The 18616-nt window shown below is 68.8% G+C and carries 19 protein-coding genes and 1 pseudogene; 9 read left to right on the plus strand and 11 right to left on the minus strand.

What is annotated here, in order from left to right:
- Genes sufC through NP4_RS36175 form a run of 4 tightly spaced genes read right to left on the minus strand, consistent with a single transcriptional unit; the run spans position 1 to position 4328 of the window.
- Entirely contained in the window at positions 1–777 is a 777-nt protein-coding gene (gene sufC / locus NP4_RS36160; protein ID WP_068007862.1) for a Fe-S cluster assembly ATPase SufC, read from the minus strand.
- Positions 778–814: 37 nt separating this feature from the next.
- Positions 815–2080, minus strand: a complete 1266-nt coding sequence (gene sufD / locus NP4_RS36165; protein ID WP_068007865.1) for a Fe-S cluster assembly protein SufD — start codon at positions 2078–2080, stop codon at positions 815–817.
- Positions 2080–3516, minus strand: a complete 1437-nt coding sequence (sufB, locus tag NP4_RS36170; RefSeq protein ID WP_068007869.1) for a Fe-S cluster assembly protein SufB — start codon at positions 3514–3516, stop codon at positions 2080–2082. Before sufB ends, sufD begins: the two co-directional genes overlap by 1 nt.
- Entirely contained in the window at positions 3513–4328 is an 816-nt protein-coding gene (locus NP4_RS36175; protein WP_082876530.1) for a helix-turn-helix transcriptional regulator, read from the minus strand. Before NP4_RS36175 ends, sufB begins: the two co-directional genes overlap by 4 nt.
- A 100-nt stretch (positions 4329–4428) precedes the next feature.
- Between NP4_RS36175 and mptB the strand changes: the two genes are divergently transcribed.
- The 3 genes from mptB (at position 4429) to NP4_RS36190 (ending at position 8018) form a co-directional block, all read left to right on the plus strand.
- Entirely contained in the window at positions 4429–6219 is a 1791-nt protein-coding gene (mptB, locus tag NP4_RS36180; RefSeq protein WP_373863893.1) for a polyprenol phosphomannose-dependent alpha 1,6 mannosyltransferase MptB, read from the plus strand.
- A 72-nt stretch (positions 6220–6291) separates the two neighbouring features.
- Positions 6292–7224, plus strand: coding sequence for an ABC transporter ATP-binding protein (locus tag NP4_RS36185; RefSeq protein ID WP_068007873.1), 933 nt, complete (start codon positions 6292–6294; stop codon positions 7222–7224).
- Positions 7225–7235: 11 nt separating this feature from the next.
- Positions 7236–8018 carry an ABC transporter permease gene (locus NP4_RS36190; protein WP_245997478.1) on the plus strand — a complete coding sequence of 261 codons (783 nt, stop codon included), beginning with the start codon at positions 7236–7238 and terminating at the stop codon, positions 8016–8018.
- Positions 8019–8021: 3 nt separating this feature from the next.
- Here NP4_RS36190 and NP4_RS36195 read toward each other — a convergent pair whose 3' ends face one another.
- Positions 8022–9272, minus strand: coding sequence for an MFS transporter (locus tag NP4_RS36195; protein WP_068007876.1), 1251 nt, complete (start codon positions 9270–9272; stop codon positions 8022–8024).
- Between the two features lie 13 nt (positions 9273–9285).
- Positions 9286–9867, minus strand: coding sequence for a G/U mismatch-specific DNA glycosylase (gene mug, locus NP4_RS36200; protein ID WP_068007878.1), 582 nt, complete (start codon positions 9865–9867; stop codon positions 9286–9288).
- Positions 9868–9951: 84 nt separating this feature from the next.
- Here mug and NP4_RS36205 point away from each other — a divergent pair, with 84 nt between their 5' ends.
- Both NP4_RS36205 and NP4_RS36210 read left to right on the plus strand, forming a co-directional pair.
- Positions 9952–10926, plus strand: coding sequence for a COX15/CtaA family protein (locus NP4_RS36205; RefSeq protein WP_068007881.1), 975 nt, complete (start codon positions 9952–9954; stop codon positions 10924–10926).
- Positions 10927–10972: 46 nt separating this feature from the next.
- Positions 10973–11182 (plus strand): FmdB family zinc ribbon protein, encoded by a 210-nt coding sequence (locus tag NP4_RS36210; protein ID WP_068007913.1) that lies wholly within the window; start codon positions 10973–10975, stop codon positions 11180–11182.
- On the opposite strand, the gene NP4_RS36215 is transcribed toward NP4_RS36210, so the two are convergent.
- On the minus strand, positions 11179–11550 hold the full coding sequence (locus NP4_RS36215) for an SgcJ/EcaC family oxidoreductase (protein ID WP_068007883.1): 372 nt from the start codon (positions 11548–11550) through the stop codon (positions 11179–11181). The genes NP4_RS36210 and NP4_RS36215 overlap by 4 nt on opposite strands.
- A 68-nt stretch (positions 11551–11618) precedes the next feature.
- On the opposite strand from NP4_RS36215, the gene NP4_RS36220 reads away from it, so the two are divergent.
- Positions 11619–12230 carry a TetR/AcrR family transcriptional regulator gene (locus NP4_RS36220; RefSeq protein ID WP_068007885.1) on the plus strand — a complete coding sequence of 204 codons (612 nt, stop codon included), beginning with the start codon at positions 11619–11621 and terminating at the stop codon, positions 12228–12230.
- 3 nt (positions 12231–12233) lie between these two features.
- Here NP4_RS36220 and NP4_RS36225 read toward each other — a convergent pair whose 3' ends face one another.
- Genes NP4_RS36225 through NP4_RS36235 form a run of 3 tightly spaced genes read right to left on the minus strand, consistent with a single transcriptional unit; the run spans position 12234 to position 14273 of the window.
- On the minus strand, positions 12234–13112 hold the full coding sequence (locus NP4_RS36225; RefSeq protein WP_068007888.1) for a class I SAM-dependent methyltransferase: 879 nt from the start codon (positions 13110–13112) through the stop codon (positions 12234–12236).
- 37 nt (positions 13113–13149) lie between these two features.
- The gene (locus NP4_RS36230; RefSeq protein ID WP_068007891.1) at positions 13150–13926 is read right to left on the minus strand and encodes a transporter substrate-binding domain-containing protein; all 777 of its coding nucleotides are present in this window, start codon (positions 13924–13926) and stop codon (positions 13150–13152) included.
- 2 nt (positions 13927–13928) lie between these two features.
- Positions 13929–14273, minus strand: coding sequence for a hypothetical protein (locus NP4_RS36235; RefSeq protein ID WP_068007917.1), 345 nt, complete (start codon positions 14271–14273; stop codon positions 13929–13931).
- Positions 14274–14356: 83 nt separating this feature from the next.
- Here NP4_RS36235 and NP4_RS36240 point away from each other — a divergent pair, with 83 nt between their 5' ends.
- Positions 14357–15322, plus strand: coding sequence for a quinone oxidoreductase family protein (locus NP4_RS36240; RefSeq protein WP_068007893.1), 966 nt, complete (start codon positions 14357–14359; stop codon positions 15320–15322).
- A gap of 340 nt (positions 15323–15662) precedes the next feature.
- On the opposite strand, the gene NP4_RS36245 is transcribed toward NP4_RS36240, so the two are convergent.
- Positions 15663–16262: a TetR/AcrR family transcriptional regulator gene (locus NP4_RS36245; protein WP_068007895.1), complete on the minus strand. Its 600-nt coding sequence runs from the start codon at positions 16260–16262 to the stop codon at positions 15663–15665.
- 85 nt (positions 16263–16347) lie between these two features.
- Here NP4_RS36245 and NP4_RS36250 point away from each other — a divergent pair, with 85 nt between their 5' ends.
- Positions 16348–17775 (plus strand): FAD-dependent monooxygenase, encoded by a 1428-nt coding sequence (locus NP4_RS36250; protein WP_068007897.1) that lies wholly within the window; start codon positions 16348–16350, stop codon positions 17773–17775.
- A gap of 136 nt (positions 17776–17911) precedes the next feature.
- Positions 17912–18616, plus strand: a pseudogene (locus NP4_RS43130) (hypothetical protein); the annotation flags it as partial.

Below are 18616 nucleotides of genomic sequence, written 5' to 3' on the forward strand. Positions count from 1 at the left end.
TCAGGCTCCAGCGGTAGCGGTCTGGGTGAAGCGCACGTAGCCGTTGGCATCGAGTTCCTCGGCCAGCTCCGGGCCGCCCTCGGCCACGATGCGACCGCCCACGAACACGTGCACGAACTGCGGCTGGATGTAGCGCAGGATGCGGGTGTAGTGGGTGATCAGCAGGACCCCACCGTTCTCCCGGTCCTTGTAGCGGTTGACGCCCTCGGACACGATGCGCAGCGCGTCTACGTCCAGACCCGAGTCGGTCTCGTCGAGGATGGCGATCTTCGGCTTGAGCAGGCCCAGCTGCAGGATCTCGTGGCGCTTCTTCTCACCGCCGGAGAAGCCCTCGTTGACGCTGCGCTCGGCGAAGGCCGAGTCGATCTCCAGCTCGGACATCGACTCCTTGACCTCCTTGACCCAGTGCCGCAGCTTCGGGGCCTCGCCACGCACGGCCGTGGCCGCGGTGCGCAGGAAGTTCGACATCGAGACGCCGGGCACCTCGACCGGATACTGCATGGCCAGGAACAGGCCCGCGCGGGCGCGCTCGTCGACGGACATGGCCAGCACGTCCTCGCCGTCGAGGGTGATCGAACCCTGGGTCACGGTGTATTTCGGGTGGCCCGCGATGGCATAGGACAGCGTGGACTTACCCGAGCCGTTGGGGCCCATGATGGCGTGCGTCTCACCGGATTTCACGGTGAGGTTCACGCCCTTCAGAATTTTGATGGGCTCACCGGACTCGTCCGGATTGGCGACCTCGACGTGCAGGTCCTTGATTTCCAGGGTGGTCATCGAATTCGAGTTCCTTTGGGGAGTAATGGGTTCGGGTTCAGACGCCGATCGCGGCGAGCTCGGCCTCGATGGCCGTCTCGAGCCGCTCCCGGATCTCGGGGACCGCGATCTTCTGGATGATCTCGTGGAAGAAGCCGCGCACCACCAGTCGGCGGGCGGCATCCTCCGGAATACCGCGAGCGCGCAGATAGAACAGCTGCTCATCGTCGAAACGTCCGGTCGCCGAGGCATGTCCGGCACCGACGATCTCACCGGTTTCGATCTCGAGGTTCGGCACCGAATCGGCGCGCGCGCCGTCGGTGAGCACCAGATTGCGATTGGCCTCGTAGGTGTCGGTGCCCTCGGCCTCCGCGCGGATCAGCACGTCGCCGACCCACACCGTGCGGGCGTCGCCCTTCGAGCCGGGCGCGGAGCTTGCGGAGCGCCCATCAGACACAGCCGGATCGCCCTCCGGCGCAGCCGGATTTCCCTGCAACGCACCCTTGTACAGCACTCTGGACTTGCAGTTGGGCACCGCGTGATCGACCAGCAGCCGCTGCTCGAAATGCTGACCGGCGTCGGCGAAGTACAGACCGAGCAGTTCGGCGTCGCCGCCGGGGCCCGCGTACTTCACGGTGCCGGTCAGGCGCACCACATCACCGCCGAGGGTGACCGAGGTGTGCCGCAGCGTGGCGTCGCGGCCGAGCCGGGCGTGATGCGCGGTGGCGTGCACGGCGTCGTCGGCCCAGTCCTGAACCGCGACGACGGTCAGCTTGGCGCTGTCGCCGACCACGAATTCCACGTTCTCCGCGTAGGTTCCGCTGCCGCGCTGGTCGATGACCACGGTGGCGACGGCGAAATTGTCCAGGCGAATCTGCAGGTGGCCGTAGGCCGTTCGGCCTTCGCCGGGCCCGGTGATGGTGACCGTGACCGGCTCGGCGACCTCGATCTCCTTACCGACCGATACGACGGTGGCCCGCTCGAAGCCCGAGTACGCCTGGGCAGCAACGCGATCGGACGGAACGCCCGCCTCGCCCAGGCGGGAGTCCTCGCGACCCACGGTTTCCACGGTGACGCCGGAGACCGGGGTGACCTCGACCGAGGTTTCGCCGTCGCGGGTGGCGGTGCCGTCGTGCAGGCCGCGCAGGCGGCGCAGCGGGGTGAACCGCCACGCCTCGTCCCGGGCCGAGGGCACCTCGAAGGCGTTCACGTCGAAGGAGGTGAAGACCTCACCCTTGTTCAGCGCCGGGCTCTGCCCATCGGTCACTCCGCGGGCTCCGCTCCGGCGCCCCTCGGCGGCCTCGGCAACGTTCTCGACCGGCATCAGCCGACGGCTCCTTCCATCTGCAGCTCGATCAGGCGGTTCAGCTCGAGCGCGTACTCCATGGGCAGTTCCTTGGCGATCGGCTCGACGAAGCCGCGCACCACCATCGCCATTGCCTCGTCTTCGGTGAGACCACGGCTCATCAGGTAGAACAGCTGATCCTCGGACACCTTGGAGACGGTCGCCTCATGGCCCATCGTCACGTCGTCCTCGCGGATGTCGACGTAGGGGTAGGTGTCGGAGCGGCTGATCGTATCCACCAGCAGCGCATCGCATTTCACGGTCGAGCGCGAACCGTACGCACCCTTGTTGACCTGGACCAGGCCGCGATAGGACGCTCGACCGCCGCCGCGCGCCACCGACTTCGACACGATGGTCGAGGAGGTGTGCGGCGCCAGGTGCAGCATCTTCGCACCGGTGTCCTGATGCTGGCCCTCGCCCGCGAACGCCACCGACAACACCTCGCCCTTGGCGTGCTCGCCGGTCATCCAGACCGCCGGGTACTTCATGGTGACCTTGGAACCGATATTGCCGTCGATCCACTCCATGGTCGCGCCCGCGCCCGCCTTGGCCCGCTTGGTGACCAGGTTGTAGACGTTGTTGGACCAGTTCTGGATGGTGGTGTAGCGGCAGCGGCCGCCGTCCTTGACGATGATCTCCACGACCGCCGAATGCAGCGAATCGGACTTGTAGATCGGCGCGGTGCAGCCCTCGACGTAGTGCACGTAGGCGCCCTCGTCGACGATGATCAGGGTCCGCTCGAACTGGCCCATGTTCTCGGTGTTGATCCGGAAGTAGGCCTGCAGCGGGATGTCGACGTGCACGCCCGGCGGCACGTAGATGAACGAACCACCCGACCACACGGCGGTGTTCAGCGCGGAGAACTTGTTGTCACCGGCCGGGATGACCGAGCCGAAGTACTGCTGGAACAGCTCCGGATGCTCCTTGAGACCGGTGTCGGTGTCGAGGAAGATCACGCCCTGCGCCTCCAGATCCTCGCGGATCTGGTGGTAGACCACCTCGGACTCGTACTGGGCGGCGACACCGGCGATCAGCCGCTGCTTCTCGGCCTCCGGGATGCCCAGCCGGTCGTAGGTGTTCTTGATGTCGTCGGGCAGCTCGTCCCAAGTGGCGGCCTGCTTCTCCGTGGAACGCACGAAGTACTTGATGTTGTCGAAGTCGATACCGTCGAGGTTGGAGCCCCAGGTCGGCATCGGCTTGCGGTCGAAGATGCGCAGCGCCTTCAGGCGGATGTCGAGCATCCACTCGGGCTCGTTCTTCTTCGCCGAGATGTCGCGCACGACCTCCTCGGACAAACCGCGCTTGGCACTGGCCCCGGCGACATCACTGTCTGCCCAGCCGTAGCCGTATTTACCCAGCGAGGCAATGGTCTCCTCCTGGGTCAGCGGCTGCACCTGGTCGGCGGTTGTCGTCATTCGGCACTCCTTCCGGAGTCGTTCGTGGTCCCCGCTGCGGGCTGGGCAGCGGCCTCATCTGAGTTCTGGTTGTCCCCAGCGCTGTTCGGGAGTACGAACAGCGGGACGTGAGTGGTGCAGGCGCAATCGCCGTTGGCGATTGTGGCCAATCGTTGGACGTGGGTTCCGAGCAGGTCCCGGAAGGCCTCCAGCTCGGCGGCGCACAGCTCCGGGAATTCCTCGGCCACATGCGATACCGGGCAGTGATGCTGGCAGATCTGCACGCCCGCACCCACCTTGCGGGTCGTGGCCGCGAAACCGGCCTCGGTGAAGACCTCGGCGATCTCGTCGGCCTTGGCCGCGGTGGCCTCGGGGGTGTGCCGGGCGAGTTTGTCGATTCCGGCGACGATCGTGGCGACCCGCTGCCGGGCGAAGTCGGCGATCGCCTTGTCGCCGCCGATCGCGCGCAGCTGACGCATGGCCGCGCCCGCGAGATCGTCGTAGGCATGGCCCAGTCGGCCACGGCCCGCGGCGGTGAGCTGATACTGCTTGGCGGGACGACCGCGGCCCTTCTGCTGCCACGGCGCCGAACGGGCGGCGCGAGCCTCCCCGGATTCGATCAGCGCGTCCAGATGCCTGCGCACCCCGGCCGGGCTCAGACCGAGCCGCTGGCCGATCGCGGTCGCGGTGATCGGGCCCTCCTCCAGCAGCAGCTGGACGACGGCCGCTCGGGTCTGCCCCTCCGCCGTCGGTGTCGCGGCGACGACAGCGGTCCGGGCGTCGTCGCGACGCCCGGCTTCCGTCCCCACATTCCGCAAACCCACGGTTTTCACAACATCAGTGTGACCGAATTCCTTCCCGCATTCTAGTAAGGGTGACCTGAGTGAACAGCCGCCGAACCGGGGGCTCGTGGCTATTCCGCCCGTCGATGTGATGATTTCCGCACTTGCCTCGTATAACGGAACGGTCGCGAAGCCGGAGACGGAGACGAATCTCGGATCGACGCGATGGCGAACTAGGCTCAGCAGCGTGGTGGCACTCGAGGGCGCTCGGCGCAGCATGGTGGAGTGGGGACGCCGGGCCTTGGGCCTGGACGTCCCGCCGGCCGATCACACCATCGCCGTCCTGCACAGCGTGGAGACCGAGCTCCCCGGACTGGACGAGCGGGAGACCCGGCAGCTCACGCGGATCAGACTGCTCGGCGCCACCGGGACCGTGCTGATCGGAATCAGCGCGTTGGGCGTCGCGGCCCAGCCGGTGCTGCAGAATCCGGTGTCCGGCGTGCGGTTGATCGGGGTGTTCGCGCGCTGGCAGACCTCGTCGCTGGCGCTGTCGATGATCGGCACGGTGCTGGTCGTGATGGCGTGGCTGTTGTTGGGGCGCTTCGCCGTCGGCGGTTTCGGCGGCGCGCCGCTGCATCGACTCACCCGTTCCCAGCTCGATCGCACGCTGCTGCTGTGGATCCTGCCGCTGTCGGTCGCGCCACCGCTGTACTCCACCGACGTGTACTCCTATTTGGCGCAGAGCGAGATCGCCAAGCGCGGGATGGACCCCTATGTCGTGGGTCCGGCGCAGGGGCTCGGCGTCGGCGATGTGCTGACCATGAACGTGCCCAATATCTGGCGTGAGACGCCCGCGCCCTACGGACCACTGATCCTGTGGATCGGGCGCGGCATCTCGCATCTGACCGGGGACAACATCATCATCGGCGTCTGGGCGCACCGGCTGATCGCGCTCGGCGGCGTGGCGTTGATCGTCTGGGCGCTGCCGCGGCTGTCGCGGCGCTGCGGGGTCGCGCCGGTGAGTGCGCTGTGGCTGGGCGCGGCCAATCCGCTGGTGCTGTTCCACTTGGTCGCGGGCGTGCACAACGATGCGATCATGCTCGGGCTGATGCTCGCGGGGTTGGAGTTCTGCCTGCGGGCGATCTCGGATTCGGAAGCCGTCGGCACGCCGCTGGACCGGCGGGAGTGGTCGCTGTTGATCTTCGGCGCGATGGTCATCGCCCTGTCGTCGACCATCAAGATCACCTCGTTGATCGCGCTCGGCTTCGTGGGTATGGCGCTGGCCCGGCGCTGGGGCAAGGGGGTGCGGCCGATTCTGCTCTCGGCCGGATTGCTGGGCGTGATCGCCTTGGCCACAACACTTTTCGTGAGCCTGGCCAGCGGGCTGGGTTTCGGCTGGCTGTTCACCCTCAATACCGCCAATGTCGTGCGCAGCTGGATGTCGCTGCCCACGGCCATCGGCATCATCACCGGATTCGGCGGTGTACTGCTGGGATTGGGTGATCACACGACCGCGCTGCTCAGCATCACCCGCCCGATCGCGCAGGCGTTCGCGGGCTTTCTGACCCTGCGCATGCTCATCGCTACCTGGACCGGCCGACTGCCCGCGGTCGGTGCGCTGGGCGTCTCACTGGGTGCTGTCGTGTTGCTGTGGCCGGTCGTACAGCCGTGGTATCTGCTGTGGGCCATCGTGCCGCTGGCCGCCTGGGCGACCACCCCGGCGTTCCGGATTCCGGCCGTGGTCATCTCGGCGGTGGTGAGCGTGATGCTCATGCCGCGCGGGGCCGACTTCGGGGTCTTCCAGATCTTCGAGGCCGCGATCGCGGTGGTCGTGGTGGCGCTGATCTTCATCGTGGCGACGCGGAATCTGTTGCCGTGGCGCAAAGCTGCGGGGGTGTCTGCTCGGTCACAGCGGCCCGCGGCATACGGTGTGTCTTCGTGAGCGAGCTTGCGAGCGAACCATCGACACAGCGCGCCGCGCGCACGACGGCGCCGAGCGCAGCGCGGTGATGTCGTGAGCACACCCACGCAATCGGCCGTTCGCATCGACGGCGTCGTGAAACGGTACGGCGATGTCACCGCGGTCGACGGGATCAGCTTCGAGGTGCGCCGGGCCGAGGTGCTGGCGCTGCTGGGGCCCAACGGCGCGGGTAAGACCACGACCGTGGAGATGTGCGAGGGCTTCAAATCCCCCGACGCCGGATCGGTGCGGGTGCTGGGACTGGATCCGATCGCCGATTCGGATGCGCTGCGCCCGCGTATCGGGGTGATGCTGCAGGGCGGCGGCGCGTATCCGGGTTCGCGGGCCGGGGAGATGCTCGACCTGGTCGCCTCCTATGCCGCCGATCCGCTCGATCCGGACTGGCTGCTGTCCACCCTCGGCCTGCACGAGGCGCGGCGCACGCCCTATCGGCGACTGTCCGGCGGTCAGCAGCAGCGACTCGCCTTGGCCTGCGCCCTGGTCGGGCGGCCCGAGCTGGTCTTCCTCGACGAACCCACCGCGGGTATGGACGCCCAGGCGCGACATCTGGTGTGGGAGTTGATCGCCGCGCTGCGCCGCGACGGGGTCAGCGTGCTGCTGACCACGCATATGATGGACGAGGCCGAACAGCTCGCCGACCGGCTGATCATCATCGATCACGGCCGGGTCGTCGCGCAGGGCACCCCCGCCGAGGTCACCTCCGCCGGGGCCGAGGGACAGCTGCGTTTCACCGCCCCACCGAAACTCGATCTGCGGTTGCTGAAAACCGCCCTGCCGGAAGGTTTCTCGCCGACCGAGACCTCCCCCGGCGCATATCTGCTGCAGGGCGACATCACCCCGCAGGTGCTGGCCACGGTCACGGCCTGGTGCGCGCGAATCGACGTGCTGCCCAGCGATATCCGCATCGACCAGCGCCGCCTCGAGGACGTCTTCCTGGAATTGACCGGACGGGAGCTGCGCGGGTGAGGAGTACTGCCGTGACCACCGAGGGCGAACGTTTCGCGCCGGGCACCTTCACCCCCGATCCGCGCCCCGCGCCCCGGCCCGCCATGCTGGCGGCACAGACCCGTATGGAGCTGATCCTGTTGCTGCGCAACGGCGAACAGCTGCTACTGACGATGTTCATCCCGATCGCTCTACTGATCGGCCTGACCCTGCTGCCGATCAGCGGGCTCGGCGAACATCGGGTCGACCGGATCGTGCCCGCGGTGATGATGGTGGCGATCATGTCCACCGCGTTCGCCGGGCAGGCCATCGCGGTCGGCTTCGACCGACGCTACGGTGCGCTGAAACGACTGGGCGCCACCGCCTTACCGCGCTGGGGCATCGTCGGCGGTAAATGCGCGGCCGTCCTGATCGTGGTGGTATTGCAGTCGATTCTGCTGGGACTCATCGGCGTCGCGCTGGGCTGGCGGCCCTCGATCGGCGGACTGGTGTGCGGCGCGGCCGTGATCGCCCTGGGCACGGCGACTTTCGCGGCGCTCGGGCTGCTGCTGGGCGGCACGCTCAAGGCCGAGATCGTGTTGGCGCTGGCCAATATCCTGTGGTTCGTCATGCTGGGAACGTCGAGTCTGGTGTTCGCCTCGGACAATGTGCCGCACTGGCTGAGCATGGCCGCGCGGCTCATTCCCTCCGGCGCGCTCGCCCAGGCGCTGGAACAGGCGCAGCGGCTGAACGTGGACTGGTACGGACTGATCGTGCTCGCGGTGTGGGGTGTGGGCGCGGGCGCGCTCGCGGTGCGCTCGTTCCGATTCGAATGAGCCTCAGGCCGATTCGTCGGGGACGAGCCGACCGGCCAGCAGCGCGGTCACCGCGGTGAGCAGCAGCAGGGCGATGATGTAACCCGAGAACAGCGCCGGATGCGCCGCGAACTTCTGCTTCAGGGCCGGGGTCGTACCGCCGAAGACCGCCGAGGTGATGCTGTACGGCAGCGCCATCACCGTCACCCGGTGCCGTGCCGGGGCGAGCATCGCGGTGGCGCCGGGCAGAATCGCGGCCAGGGTGACCACGCAGACCGCCGAGGCCACGATGAGCACCCAATAGGTCGTCAGCGTCGCCGAATTCAACAGCAGCTGCATCGGCAGCGTCGCGGCCGCCAGCACGAGCGCGGCACCGGCCATCCAGCGCAGCGCGCCCACACGTTCGGCCAGCGCGCCGAACAGCGGAGCCGCCGCCATATACGCGACCTGCGCGACCACCCCGGCCCAGAGAACCTGCGCGTCGGGCATTTTCAGCACCGTGATGGCGTAACTGGTCGGCGTGGTGACCCACAGGTAGTACGAGGAAAGCGTGCCCGAGGTGAGCCCAGCCACCGCCAGCCCCGGACCGAGCAGCGCCCGCCATTCGCGCCGCCAGGTCACCGGATGCGTTGTGCCGGGCCTGGTTTCGGGCAGGGTGCGCCGGGCCAGCAGGAAGATCAGCGATCCCGCCGCGGCCACGAGGAACGGGATCCGCCACAGCCCGTCGCGCAGCGCCGCGGCACCGAACCCCGCCGCCAGAGCCGCCACCAGCAGGTTCGCGGCGATCGTGCCGAGCCCGTAGAAGATCGAGTACACGCTCGTACCCGCGATCCGCCGCCCGGGCACCGCGGATTCGTACAGGTAGGCCTGCGCCACGGCCTGTTCGCCGCCGAAGGAGAATCCGAGTACGAGCCGCCAGATCAGCAGCAGGATCGGGGCGGCAGCGCCGATGCTGGCGTGGCCCGGGGTGAGCGCCATGCCCAGCGTCGCCACACCGGCCAATCCGATGGACAGCATCAGCGCCGGCCGCCGCCCGCGCCGGTCGGCCAGGCGACCCAGAATCAGCGCGCCGACGGGCCGGATCACGAATCCGACGGCGAATACGCCGAATCCGTACAGCACCGAGCGCGCCAGATCGTTACCGAAGAACTGGGGAGCGAAGTACACGACCGACAGGCCGTACAGCGACCATTCGTAGGCTTCGAGCGCGGCGCCGGCGGCGGTGGCCGCGATCCGGCGCACCGGGCGCGCGGACGGGGAGATCACGGTATTCATAGGCGCGCTCACCCTACGGCGTATTCGCCCGCGGACCCTCCACCGCCTCACGCAGCGCGCGGAATTCCGCCGCGAGGCCGTCGATCGTGTAGTGCGCGTTCAGTCCGCTCGGATTCGGCAGCACCCAGATCTCGGTGTCGCCCAGGGTCTCCTCCTGCCGCCCGACGCTCGTGCGCGGACGACCGAAGGCGGTCCGATACGCGCCCAGCCCGAGCACCGCGAGCGCGCGCGGCCGGTACTGCGTGACGCGCTCGCGCAGCGCGATGCCGCCCGCGCGCAATTCCTCCTTGCTCAGCTCGTCGGCCTTGGCGGTGGTGCGCGGGGCGACATTGGTGATGCCCAGGCCCAGGGCGAGCAACTCCTGAGGCTCGTCGGGGTGTAGCAGCCGCGGCGTGAAACCGGATCGGTGCAGGGCGGGCCAGAAGCGGTTGCCCGGTCCGGCGAAGTGATAGCCCGTCGCGCCCGACCACAGGCCGGGATTGATGCCGCAGAACAGCACCCGCAGGCCGGGGGCGATCAGATCGGGAATCGTCACATCCCGCGCGGCGGCCAGATCGGCGGGCGTCGGGGTGGCGGTCGAGGCGAAGCGCGGCACCCGAACAGTCTGCCCGACAGTGCAAACGACATCTTGTAGTAGCCCGGATGATTCTGCCTCGGGGGCGGCGTTTACCATCGGTGCGTGCTGTCACGCGCATTCCTGCGACTGGTCGACCTGCTGCCGCTGCCCTCGTTACGAGTTCAGCGGATCATCGCGTTCGCGGTGATCGTCACGCAGGCGGGCATCTCCGTCACCGGCGCGATCGTTCGCGTCACCTCCTCCGGACTTGGTTGCCCCACCTGGCCGCAGTGCTTCCCGGGCAGCTTCACCCCGGTCGCGCACTCCGAGGTGCCGGTGCTGCATCAGACCGTCGAATTCACCAACCGCATGTTCACCTTCGGCGTCACGCTGTGCGCGGCGCTGGTGGTGCTGGCCGTGCTGCGGGCGCGGCGGCGACGCGAGGTGCTGGTGTACGCGTGGCTGATGCCGGGCGGCACCGTGTTGCAGGCGGTGATCGGCGGTATCACCGTGCGCACGGGACTGCTGTGGTGGACCGTGGCCGTCCATCTGCTGGCCTCGATGCTGATGGTGTGGCTGGCGGTGCTGCTGTTCGCCAAGATCGGCGAGCCCGACGACGGTCTGCAGGTATCGCAGGCGCCCGCGCCGCTGCGCTGGCTGACCGTGCTCAGCGCATTCGCCCTGTGCGGCACGCTGATCGCGGGCACCCTGGTCACCGGCGCGGGACCGCACGCGGGCGACAAGAGTGTCGACAAGCCGGTGGAGCGCCTACAGGTGGAGATCGTGACGCTGGTGCACGCGCACGCGCAATTCCTGGTGGCCTATCTGGCGCTGCTGATCGGTCTGGCCTTCGGCCTGGCCGCGGTCGGTATGAACCGCGCGATCCGCACGCGCCTGATCGTGCTGATCGCGCTGGTGTGCGCGCAGGGGCTGGTTGGCGTCGTGCAGTACTTCACGCATGTGCCCGCGGCGCTGGTGGCCGTCCATGTGGGCGGAGCCGCCGCGTGCACGGCCGCGACCGCCGCGCTGTGGGCGGCGCTGCGCACCCGCGAACAGGTCGGCGCGACAACGACTTCCGCGGTCGCCCAGCCCGCCTGAGCGGCCGCTGTGGTCCCCCGCGCCGATGATGACCGATAATGCGGGAATGCCGACCTACGCCTACCGCTGCCGCGAATGCAGCGAGACGTTCGAACTCGTCCGCCCGATGAGCGAATCCGCGGCGGCGGCAATGTGTCCGGACGGACACGCCGACACCGTCAAACTGCTCAACGCGATCGCCCTCACCGGCTCGTCCGGCGCGCCCGCGCCCGCACCCTCGGCGGGTGGCTGCTGCGGCGGCGGATGCTGCGGCTAGAGGCCCCAGTCGGCGGCGATCGTGTTGTGGAAGGCCAGGATTCGGTCGTCCCGCACCACCATCGTCTGCACGCTGTCGGTGCGCCCGTGGCGCGGACCGCCCTGCACCCGCAGGGTCGTGGCGGTGTGCACCAGGGTCGTATCCCCGGCCAGCGCGCGGCGGTCGAGTTCGCGCATCTCGAGGCGGCTTTCACGGTAGATCGTGTCGAAGATCTGCCGATGCGACGCTTCGATCGCCGCGCGGCCGTGATGCAGGCGCGCCAGCACGTCGACGAAATCGGCGTCTTCGCTGAACAACCCGGCCATCGCCGCACTGTCGCGCGCGTTCCAGGCGTCGGTCAACTCGCCGATGATCCGTTCGATCGTCATGATCGCCCCTCCTCGTATGATTGGAACTACGGTTCATTACTTAGAACGTTGTTCTAATCGGAGGATACATGGCCGACGACCTTCCCGGAATGGTCCGACTGCGCGATCGACGCGAGGCGCTCACGCTGCGGACCGTGCTCACCGCCGCCCGGCGACTGTTCGCCGAACGTGGTTACGCGCGCACGCCTATTCGGCTGATCGCGCAGGAGGCGGGCGTCGTGCCGCAGACCATCTACGCGCATTTCGGCTCGAAGGCCGGTGTGCTGGCGGGACTGGTCGATCTGCTCGACGACGAGACCGGAATGCCCGATCTGATCGCCGCGGCGAACGAAAGCGCCGATCCCACAGAACTTCTGGGCCTGCTGGCCGCCGCGGCGCGCCGGGTGCGCGAGCGCTGCGGCGATATCGTCGTCATGCTCGACTCGGGCGCGGCGGTGGATCCGGATATCGCGGCCACGCGGGTCGAGGGCGCGCGGCGCAATCGGCTCGGGGTCGAGCACATCGTCGGGCGGGTGCGCGCCGCCGGTGTCGAGGTCGCGCCGCGCGCGGTCGATGTGGCGGTCGCGCTGATGAGCCCGGGCGTGCACGACAGCCTGGTTCTCGACGCGGGGTGGTCCTACGACGACTACGAGAAGTGGCTCACCGCAATGCTCGTCGACGCCGTCGTCGCGGGCGACTGAATCTCAGCGCGGCTTGTCGGCCACGACGGCGCGGCCGAGGCCGTGGACGCGCGCTCGATTCATCGCCACCGACAATTCGTCGGCCACGGCGAGCAGATTCAGATCCGCCGACACCACGAGGCCGTGCGCCTCGACCAGCTCGCGCATCTGTTCCGGTGTCCATGCCGACAGCTGCGGCTCGTTCCGCAGCGGATTCTGCGCGCCCGCAAGCTTGCTGGACACCCGCAGCAGCAGTGGGCCCAGCCGACGGAAGTGACTCGGTGTCGGGTAGGTGGCGATCAATCGGCTGCCCGGCGAGGACAGTTCACTGATCACGGTCAGCGTCGAGGCCACCGCGGCGGCGGTCAGATAGTTCAGCACTCCCTCCCAGATCCAGGTCGTGGGAACGGATTCGCGGAATCCGGCCGATCGCAGCGCCGAATCCAGTTGGTCGCGGGTGAAATCCACCGGCACATAGGTGACCGATTTCGCGATCGGCTCGAGGCCGTCGACTCGATCGCGCTTATTCGCCTGCGACGCGGGATGATCCACCTCGAACACCTCGACGTCGGCCAGTTCCGGCATCCGCCACGCCCGTGCGTCCAACCCCGCGCCGAGGATTACCAGCTGTGAATTCCCCTGCGCGCGAACGGCTTCGTCGATGGGGACGGTCCGGGTGGCGAGTACCGTGGCAACCGAGCCGAGCAGCCCGTATTCGATCCGATCGCGCCCGCTGCGCGGCGGGGTCCCCGCGCGCACACCCTCGACCACGGCGCGTTCGTCCGCGCGCAGCAGCCGCATCGCGATCGGGTCCGCGAATCGGCCCACCGCCAACCGTCCGTCGGCGATCGCCCGCCCCTGGCACACCATCACCGCGGTCCGGCTCGCCTGTTTGTCCGCCATGGGCACCCATTATCTACAAGGCCCGGGCGGATTCGGCTCAGGCGGTGGCGTTCGGGCCGATCCAGTCGGCGAACAGTGTGTCGATACCGCCGGTGATCTGCTGGGTCGTCAGCCAGGCGTCGGTCTCGGCGGCGAGCAGCGGATCGTTCTTGCGGAGCAGGAAGACCTTGCCGAACGAGTCGAACGGCCGATCCGGGTGCAGCACAACGAGTCCCGGATGCAGGCGGGTACGGTAGCGGCCCTCGACCGAATCGGTGACGAAGACGTCGGCATTGCCCTGGGTGATCTGATCGAAGATCGTCACATTGTCCGGCCACAGGGTCAGTTGGGCGTCGGGGAAGTTGCGGCGGGCGAAATCCTCGTTGGTGCCACCGCGATTGACGATCACGCGGACCTCGGGGCGGTTGATCTGCTCGATGGTCGCGTACCTGTCGGCGTCCTCGGCGCGGGTGATCGGGGCCTTGCCGTCGGTGCCGTAGGTGCGGGAGAAGTCGGCGAAGGCGCGCCGGGCCGGAGAATCGGAGATGCCGCCCGCGGCCAGATCGCAGTTCAGGGCGGCGAAGTCGGTTTTCATCGACGCCCAGGTGGTCGGCACGAAGTGGATCGGGCGCTGTAGGAGCTCGGCCAGGCCGCGGGTCAGGTCGATATCGATGCCGCGGTATCCGTCGTCGCCGTCGGCCACCGTATAGGGCGGGTAGTCACCTGTGGTGCATACCCGCAGTTCCGGTGCGGGCTGGGCGTGCGCCGGAATGGCCACGGCGACAAGGGAGATCGCGGCGGCCGCGAGTGCGGCCGCGAACCGTCGGGATGCCATGCTCAGCGCTCGTTGCGCGCCTTGGGGAAACGGCTCTGCCGGGCGACCCAGCCCGCCATCTTGGCCCAGTGACCCTTGGCGGGGTCGGCGGCGGCGCTGAGGTCGCGGTCCCAGTGCTCGGTTTCGGCGAGACCCTCGACCGCCTCGACCACGGCCTTGGCGGTCGCCAGATCGTCGACGACGCGATCGCCGAGTACGCCGTCGGCGCCGACGAGGGTGATCCGCACGCCGATGCGGCCGATCGGCTGCAGGACGGCGGTCGCCGAACCACCATGGGCGGCGACGAACTTGCGCACCGAATCGGTGAGGGTGGACGACGGCTTGGTCGCGGTGGCGGTGTCGGTCATGCCGATCAGTTTACCGATGGGTAACGTAGCGTCCACTGGGCGCTGCGGGACGGCCGCTCGATCGGGGTGTAGAACTGGATTCCATGCGCGCCATTCAGGTTTCCGAGCACGGCGGTCCCGAGGTCCTGAAGTACTCGGAGCTGCCCGATCCGCAGCCCGGACCCGGTCAGCTGCTGGTGCGGACCGATGCGATCGGCATCAACTACATCGATACCTATATCCGCACGGGCGCGTATCCGCAGGAGGTGCCGTATGTGCCCGGCGCGGAGGGGACCGGTGTCATCACCGCCCTGGGGTCGGATGTGACGGAATTCGAGGTCGGCGCGCGGGTCGCGTGGGCGGCCGCGCCGGGCAGTTACGCCGAGCAGGTGTTGGTGCCGGCGCATGCCGCGGTTCCGGTGCCCGACGGGGTCGAACCCGCGGTCGCGGCCTCGGCGCTGCTACAGGGTATGACCGCGCACTATCTGATCGAGACGGTCTATCACGCCGAATCCGGTGACACCGTGCTGGTGCACGCGGGCGCGGGCGGCGTGGGCCTGCTGCTGACCCAGCTGGCGACCGCCAGGGGCGTGCGCGTGATCACGACCGTCTCCACCGATGAGAAGGAGGCGCTCTCGCGCGGGGCGGGCGCGGCCGAGGTGCTGCGCTACGGCGACGATCTCGCCGAGCGGGTCCGCGAACTCACCGACGGCGAGGGCGTCGCCGCGGTCTACGACGGCGTCGGCCAGGCCACCTTCGAAGCCAGCCTGGCATCCCTGCGCATCCGCGGCATGCTCGCCCTGTTCGGCGCGGCCAGCGGCCCGGTCCCACCCTTCGACCTGCAACGCCTCAACCGCGCGGGTTCCCTGTTCGTCACCCGCCCCACCCTCGCCCACTACACCCGCACCCGCGACGAATTGCTCTGGCGCGCAGGCGATATCTTCACCGCGATAGCGAAGGGCACCCTCGACCTCCGAGTCGGCGCCACCTACCCCCTCGCGGAAGCCGAACGCGCCCACCGAGACCTGGAGTCCCGCAAAACAACCGGCTCGATCGTCCTACTCCCCTGACCGCCCCCACCTCAGATCCCCCAGCGCGCCCATCCACGCGCCTCCTCCGAGAGTCTGCCGCGCCCGCCCTCGGATGACCACTCCCCGATCCCGGCACGCCCACCACCACGATTTCGGCGCGCCCGCTCCCTCATCTCGGCGCGCCCATTTTCTAGTCCCGGTGCGCCCGCTCCCCTTGTCCCGGGCGCGCCCACTCCCCTTGTCCCGGCGCGCCCACTCCCCCTGTCCCGGCGCGCCCACTCCCCCTGTCCCGGCGCGCCCACTCCCCCTGTCCCGGCGCGCCCACTCCCCCTGTCCCGGCGCGCCCACTCCCCCTGTCCCGGCGCGCTTTTCGCCGGGATCAACAATCGCGGCCGGTAAGCCCCCGATAGATGAATCGGGTCAAGCCGTCGACCGCCTCGGCGTCGGTCAGGCGCACCGTGCCCTCCTCCACGGCCTCGAGCAGGCCGTGGACCATGAGGAACATCATGGCCAGGCTGGCTTCGGGGGTGCTGGGTAGGTGGAGGCCCGCCGCGTCGAAGCCGTCGAGGTGGTCGGAGAGTTCGGCGCGTTCCTCGGCGGCGAAACGGGCTGCCAGGTGGGCAAATTCGTCGTTGACCAAGGCGGCCTGATTCATTGCGCGCAGGGTCGGCCAGTGGCGGCGCGCGAAACCCCAATAGGTGCGGACGTGGTAGCGGACCGCGGCCGGATCGGTGAAGTCGGGGCTGTGCTCGTCCTGGTCGGCGGCGGTATCCCCGTCGGCGGCGAAGTCCTCCAGCAGCGCCTGCAGTAGTTCTTCCTTGCTGGCGAAGTGGTTGTAGAACGAGCCCGCCGCACGCCCGGCGGCCGCGGTGATGTCGGTGATCTTGGTGTTCAGATATCCGCGCTCGGCGAACAACCGACGCGCGGCATCCTTCAGCGCCTGCTCGGTCTCGGCCGACTGCTCCTTGCGGCGTGCCATTCTCACCTTCCCGTTGACAGCGGACCCTACCAATCACAATACTGAATCCAGATTCAGTGAATACAGATTCAACATTGGAGGACCGGTGTTTCCCCAGGTACTCATCGCAGGCGCCGGACCGACCGGTCTCACCCTCGGCATCGAACTGGCCCGTCGCGGCGTCGCGATCCGGATCGTGGACAGGGTCGCGGACCACTTCAACGGCTCACGCGGCGACGGCATCCAACCACGCACCCTCGAGGTCTTCGACGACCTCGGCGTGCTCGACGCGGTGCTGACCGCGGGCGAGGATGTCGCGCCGATGAAGATCTCGATCGACGGCCAGATCGTGGGCGAGCGGCGCCGCACCGAATTGCGGGAGCCGAGTCCGGCCACACCGCATCCGAATCCCTGGGTGCTGGGCCAGTCCCAGGTCGAGCGCATTCTGCGCGAGCGACTGGCCGAACTCGGCGTGAAGGTCGAATTGTCCACGGCCGTGGCCGGACTCGAGCAGGACGCCGACGGCGTGACGGTCACGCTCCACAAACCGGGCGGTACCGAAACCGTGCGGGCGGACTACCTCGTCGGCGCGGACGGCGGCGCGAGCACGGTGCGCAAGGCCGTGGGCATCGCCTTCGAGGGCGTCACCGACGAATCGCTGCGCATGCTGATCGGCGATGTGCGCGCCGATGTTCTGGATCACGCCTACGGTTACTGGTTCGCCCGAGGCGAGGCCCCCACGGAAGGCATCGCGCTCACTCCGCTGCCGGGAGATCGACTGTTCCAATTCTCCGGACCGCTGAACGAGGAGCACCCGACCCGCGAGATCATGCAGGCCGCCCTCGACCACTACTCCGGCCGCACCGACATCGTGCTCGGCGAGCCGGTCTGGGCCTCGGCGTGGCGGCCGAATATCCGCCTGGCGCAACGGTTCCGGTCCGGCCGGGTGTTCCTGGCCGGGGACGCGGCGCACGCCCATCCGCCGACCGGCGGACAGGGTATGAACACCGGCGTGCAGGATGCCTACAACCTCGGTTGGAAGCTCGCGGCCGCCCTCGACGGCCGCGCGGAGCTGCTGGACACCTACGACACCGAGCGGCGCGCGGTGGCGGCGCGGGTGCTGGGTCTGAGTACCGATCTGCTCGACCGGCAGGTCGCGGGCGACGAATCGGCGATGCGCCGCGACGCGGACACCTTTGGATTGAACATCAGCTACCGGTCCGGCGATGTGGCCGGTGCGCTGGTCGCCGGTGATCGCGCGCCGGATTCCGTCCTGCGCGCCGCCGACGGCAGCACCGTGCGACTGTTCGATCTGTTCCGCGGCCCGCACGCGACGCTGCTGACATTCGACGCGCCCGCCGAACCGGCCGCCGAGGGCGTGCGCGGCTATGCGATCGTCTCGCCGGACCGCACGCCCGCCGCCGGGGAATTCCTCGCCGTGGACGGCCACGCCTTCGCCGACTACGCCGCCTCGCCGGGGACCCGGATCCTGGTCCGGCCCGACGGTTACCTGGCCTGGCGGCGCGAGGACTGACCCCCGCGTAACGCGACGGTACCGATGCTGGATGATCTTTGCTGCCGCACAAGCCGATTCGCCCGGTTCCCCGGTACCGTGGTCGAACGACCGCTCCGCGGCCGACAGATGAGGCATCGATCAGGGGTTGATCACGATGTTGGTGAAGGTCCGCAACGACGACCCGTCGCGCCTGTCCGCCACCGAACGGACGGTGGTGAACTGGTTGAAGTCGTGGACCGGGGCGCATGCGCTGCCCGGTATCGCGGTGGTGAAGGCGGCCGGTATCGATGCGATCGTGTGGACGCCCAAGATATGCGTGGTGATGACGGTCAAGGGGTTCGTCGAGCGGGTCAACGGCCCGCTGACCGTCGATGCGGACGACCCGTGGATGATCGACGGCAGGGTCGCCCCGCTCGAAGGCGTCGAATACGGAACCGAGCCGATGGCCGAGATCCGCGACCGCACCGAGGAGATCCGGCAGCTGCTGCGCGCCGCGCCGGGCCGCGAGGGTGTGGGGGTGATCGGCATCGTGCTGGTCATCCCGCAACTGGGCACCCGGGTTTCCCTGGACAAGGGTCCGCTGCCGGACGATATCGACGTGGTCGTCGGTGACGGACCGTCCTCGCTGCGTTCGCATTTCACCCGCATCACCGCCGACACACCTGATTCCTGGAATGCCGCCCAGGTGGGCCAGGCTCTCGGCGCCCTCGGATTCGCCGCCGCCGCAACCTATTCCGATCTCACCGCCGAGGGCTTCCCCGCTCCCCGCGCCGACCGCACCCCACCGCGGCCCGCCGCGGCCCCGATGGACGCCCCCGTCTCCCAGCCCGTGGCCGCCGCTCCCATCCCCGCCCGGACG

It is taken from the genome of Nocardia pseudobrasiliensis NBRC 108224, from assembly GCF_001613105.1.
Taxonomy (GTDB): Bacteria; Actinomycetota; Actinomycetes; order Mycobacteriales; family Mycobacteriaceae; genus Nocardia; species Nocardia pseudobrasiliensis.

Excerpts from the sequence above, each read along its gene's own strand:
- sufC (WP_068007862.1), bottom strand. The coding sequence starts at position 777 with ATGACCACCCTGGAAATCAAGGACCTGCACGTCGAGGTCGCCAATCCG.
- sufD (WP_068007865.1), bottom strand. The coding sequence starts at position 2,080 with ATGCCGGTCGAGAACGTTGCCGAGGCCGCCGAGGGGCGCCGGAGCGGA.
- sufB (WP_068007869.1), bottom strand. The coding sequence starts at position 3,516 with ATGACGACAACCGCCGACCAGGTGCAGCCGCTGACCCAGGAGGAGACC.
- mptB (WP_373863893.1), top strand. The coding sequence starts at position 4,429 with ATGATTTCCGCACTTGCCTCGTATAACGGAACGGTCGCGAAGCCGGAG.
- NP4_RS36195 (WP_068007876.1), bottom strand. The coding sequence starts at position 9,272 with ATGAATACCGTGATCTCCCCGTCCGCGCGCCCGGTGCGCCGGATCGCG.
- NP4_RS36210 (WP_068007913.1), top strand. The coding sequence starts at position 10,973 with ATGCCGACCTACGCCTACCGCTGCCGCGAATGCAGCGAGACGTTCGAA.
- NP4_RS36215 (WP_068007883.1), bottom strand. The coding sequence starts at position 11,550 with ATGACGATCGAACGGATCATCGGCGAGTTGACCGACGCCTGGAACGCG.
- NP4_RS36220 (WP_068007885.1), top strand. The coding sequence starts at position 11,619 with ATGGCCGACGACCTTCCCGGAATGGTCCGACTGCGCGATCGACGCGAG.
- NP4_RS36225 (WP_068007888.1), bottom strand. The coding sequence starts at position 13,112 with ATGGCGGACAAACAGGCGAGCCGGACCGCGGTGATGGTGTGCCAGGGG.
- NP4_RS36230 (WP_068007891.1), bottom strand. The coding sequence starts at position 13,926 with ATGGCATCCCGACGGTTCGCGGCCGCACTCGCGGCCGCCGCGATCTCC.
- NP4_RS36235 (WP_068007917.1), bottom strand. The coding sequence starts at position 14,273 with ATGACCGACACCGCCACCGCGACCAAGCCGTCGTCCACCCTCACCGAT.
- NP4_RS36240 (WP_068007893.1), top strand. The coding sequence starts at position 14,357 with ATGCGCGCCATTCAGGTTTCCGAGCACGGCGGTCCCGAGGTCCTGAAG.
- NP4_RS36245 (WP_068007895.1), bottom strand. The coding sequence starts at position 16,262 with ATGGCACGCCGCAAGGAGCAGTCGGCCGAGACCGAGCAGGCGCTGAAG.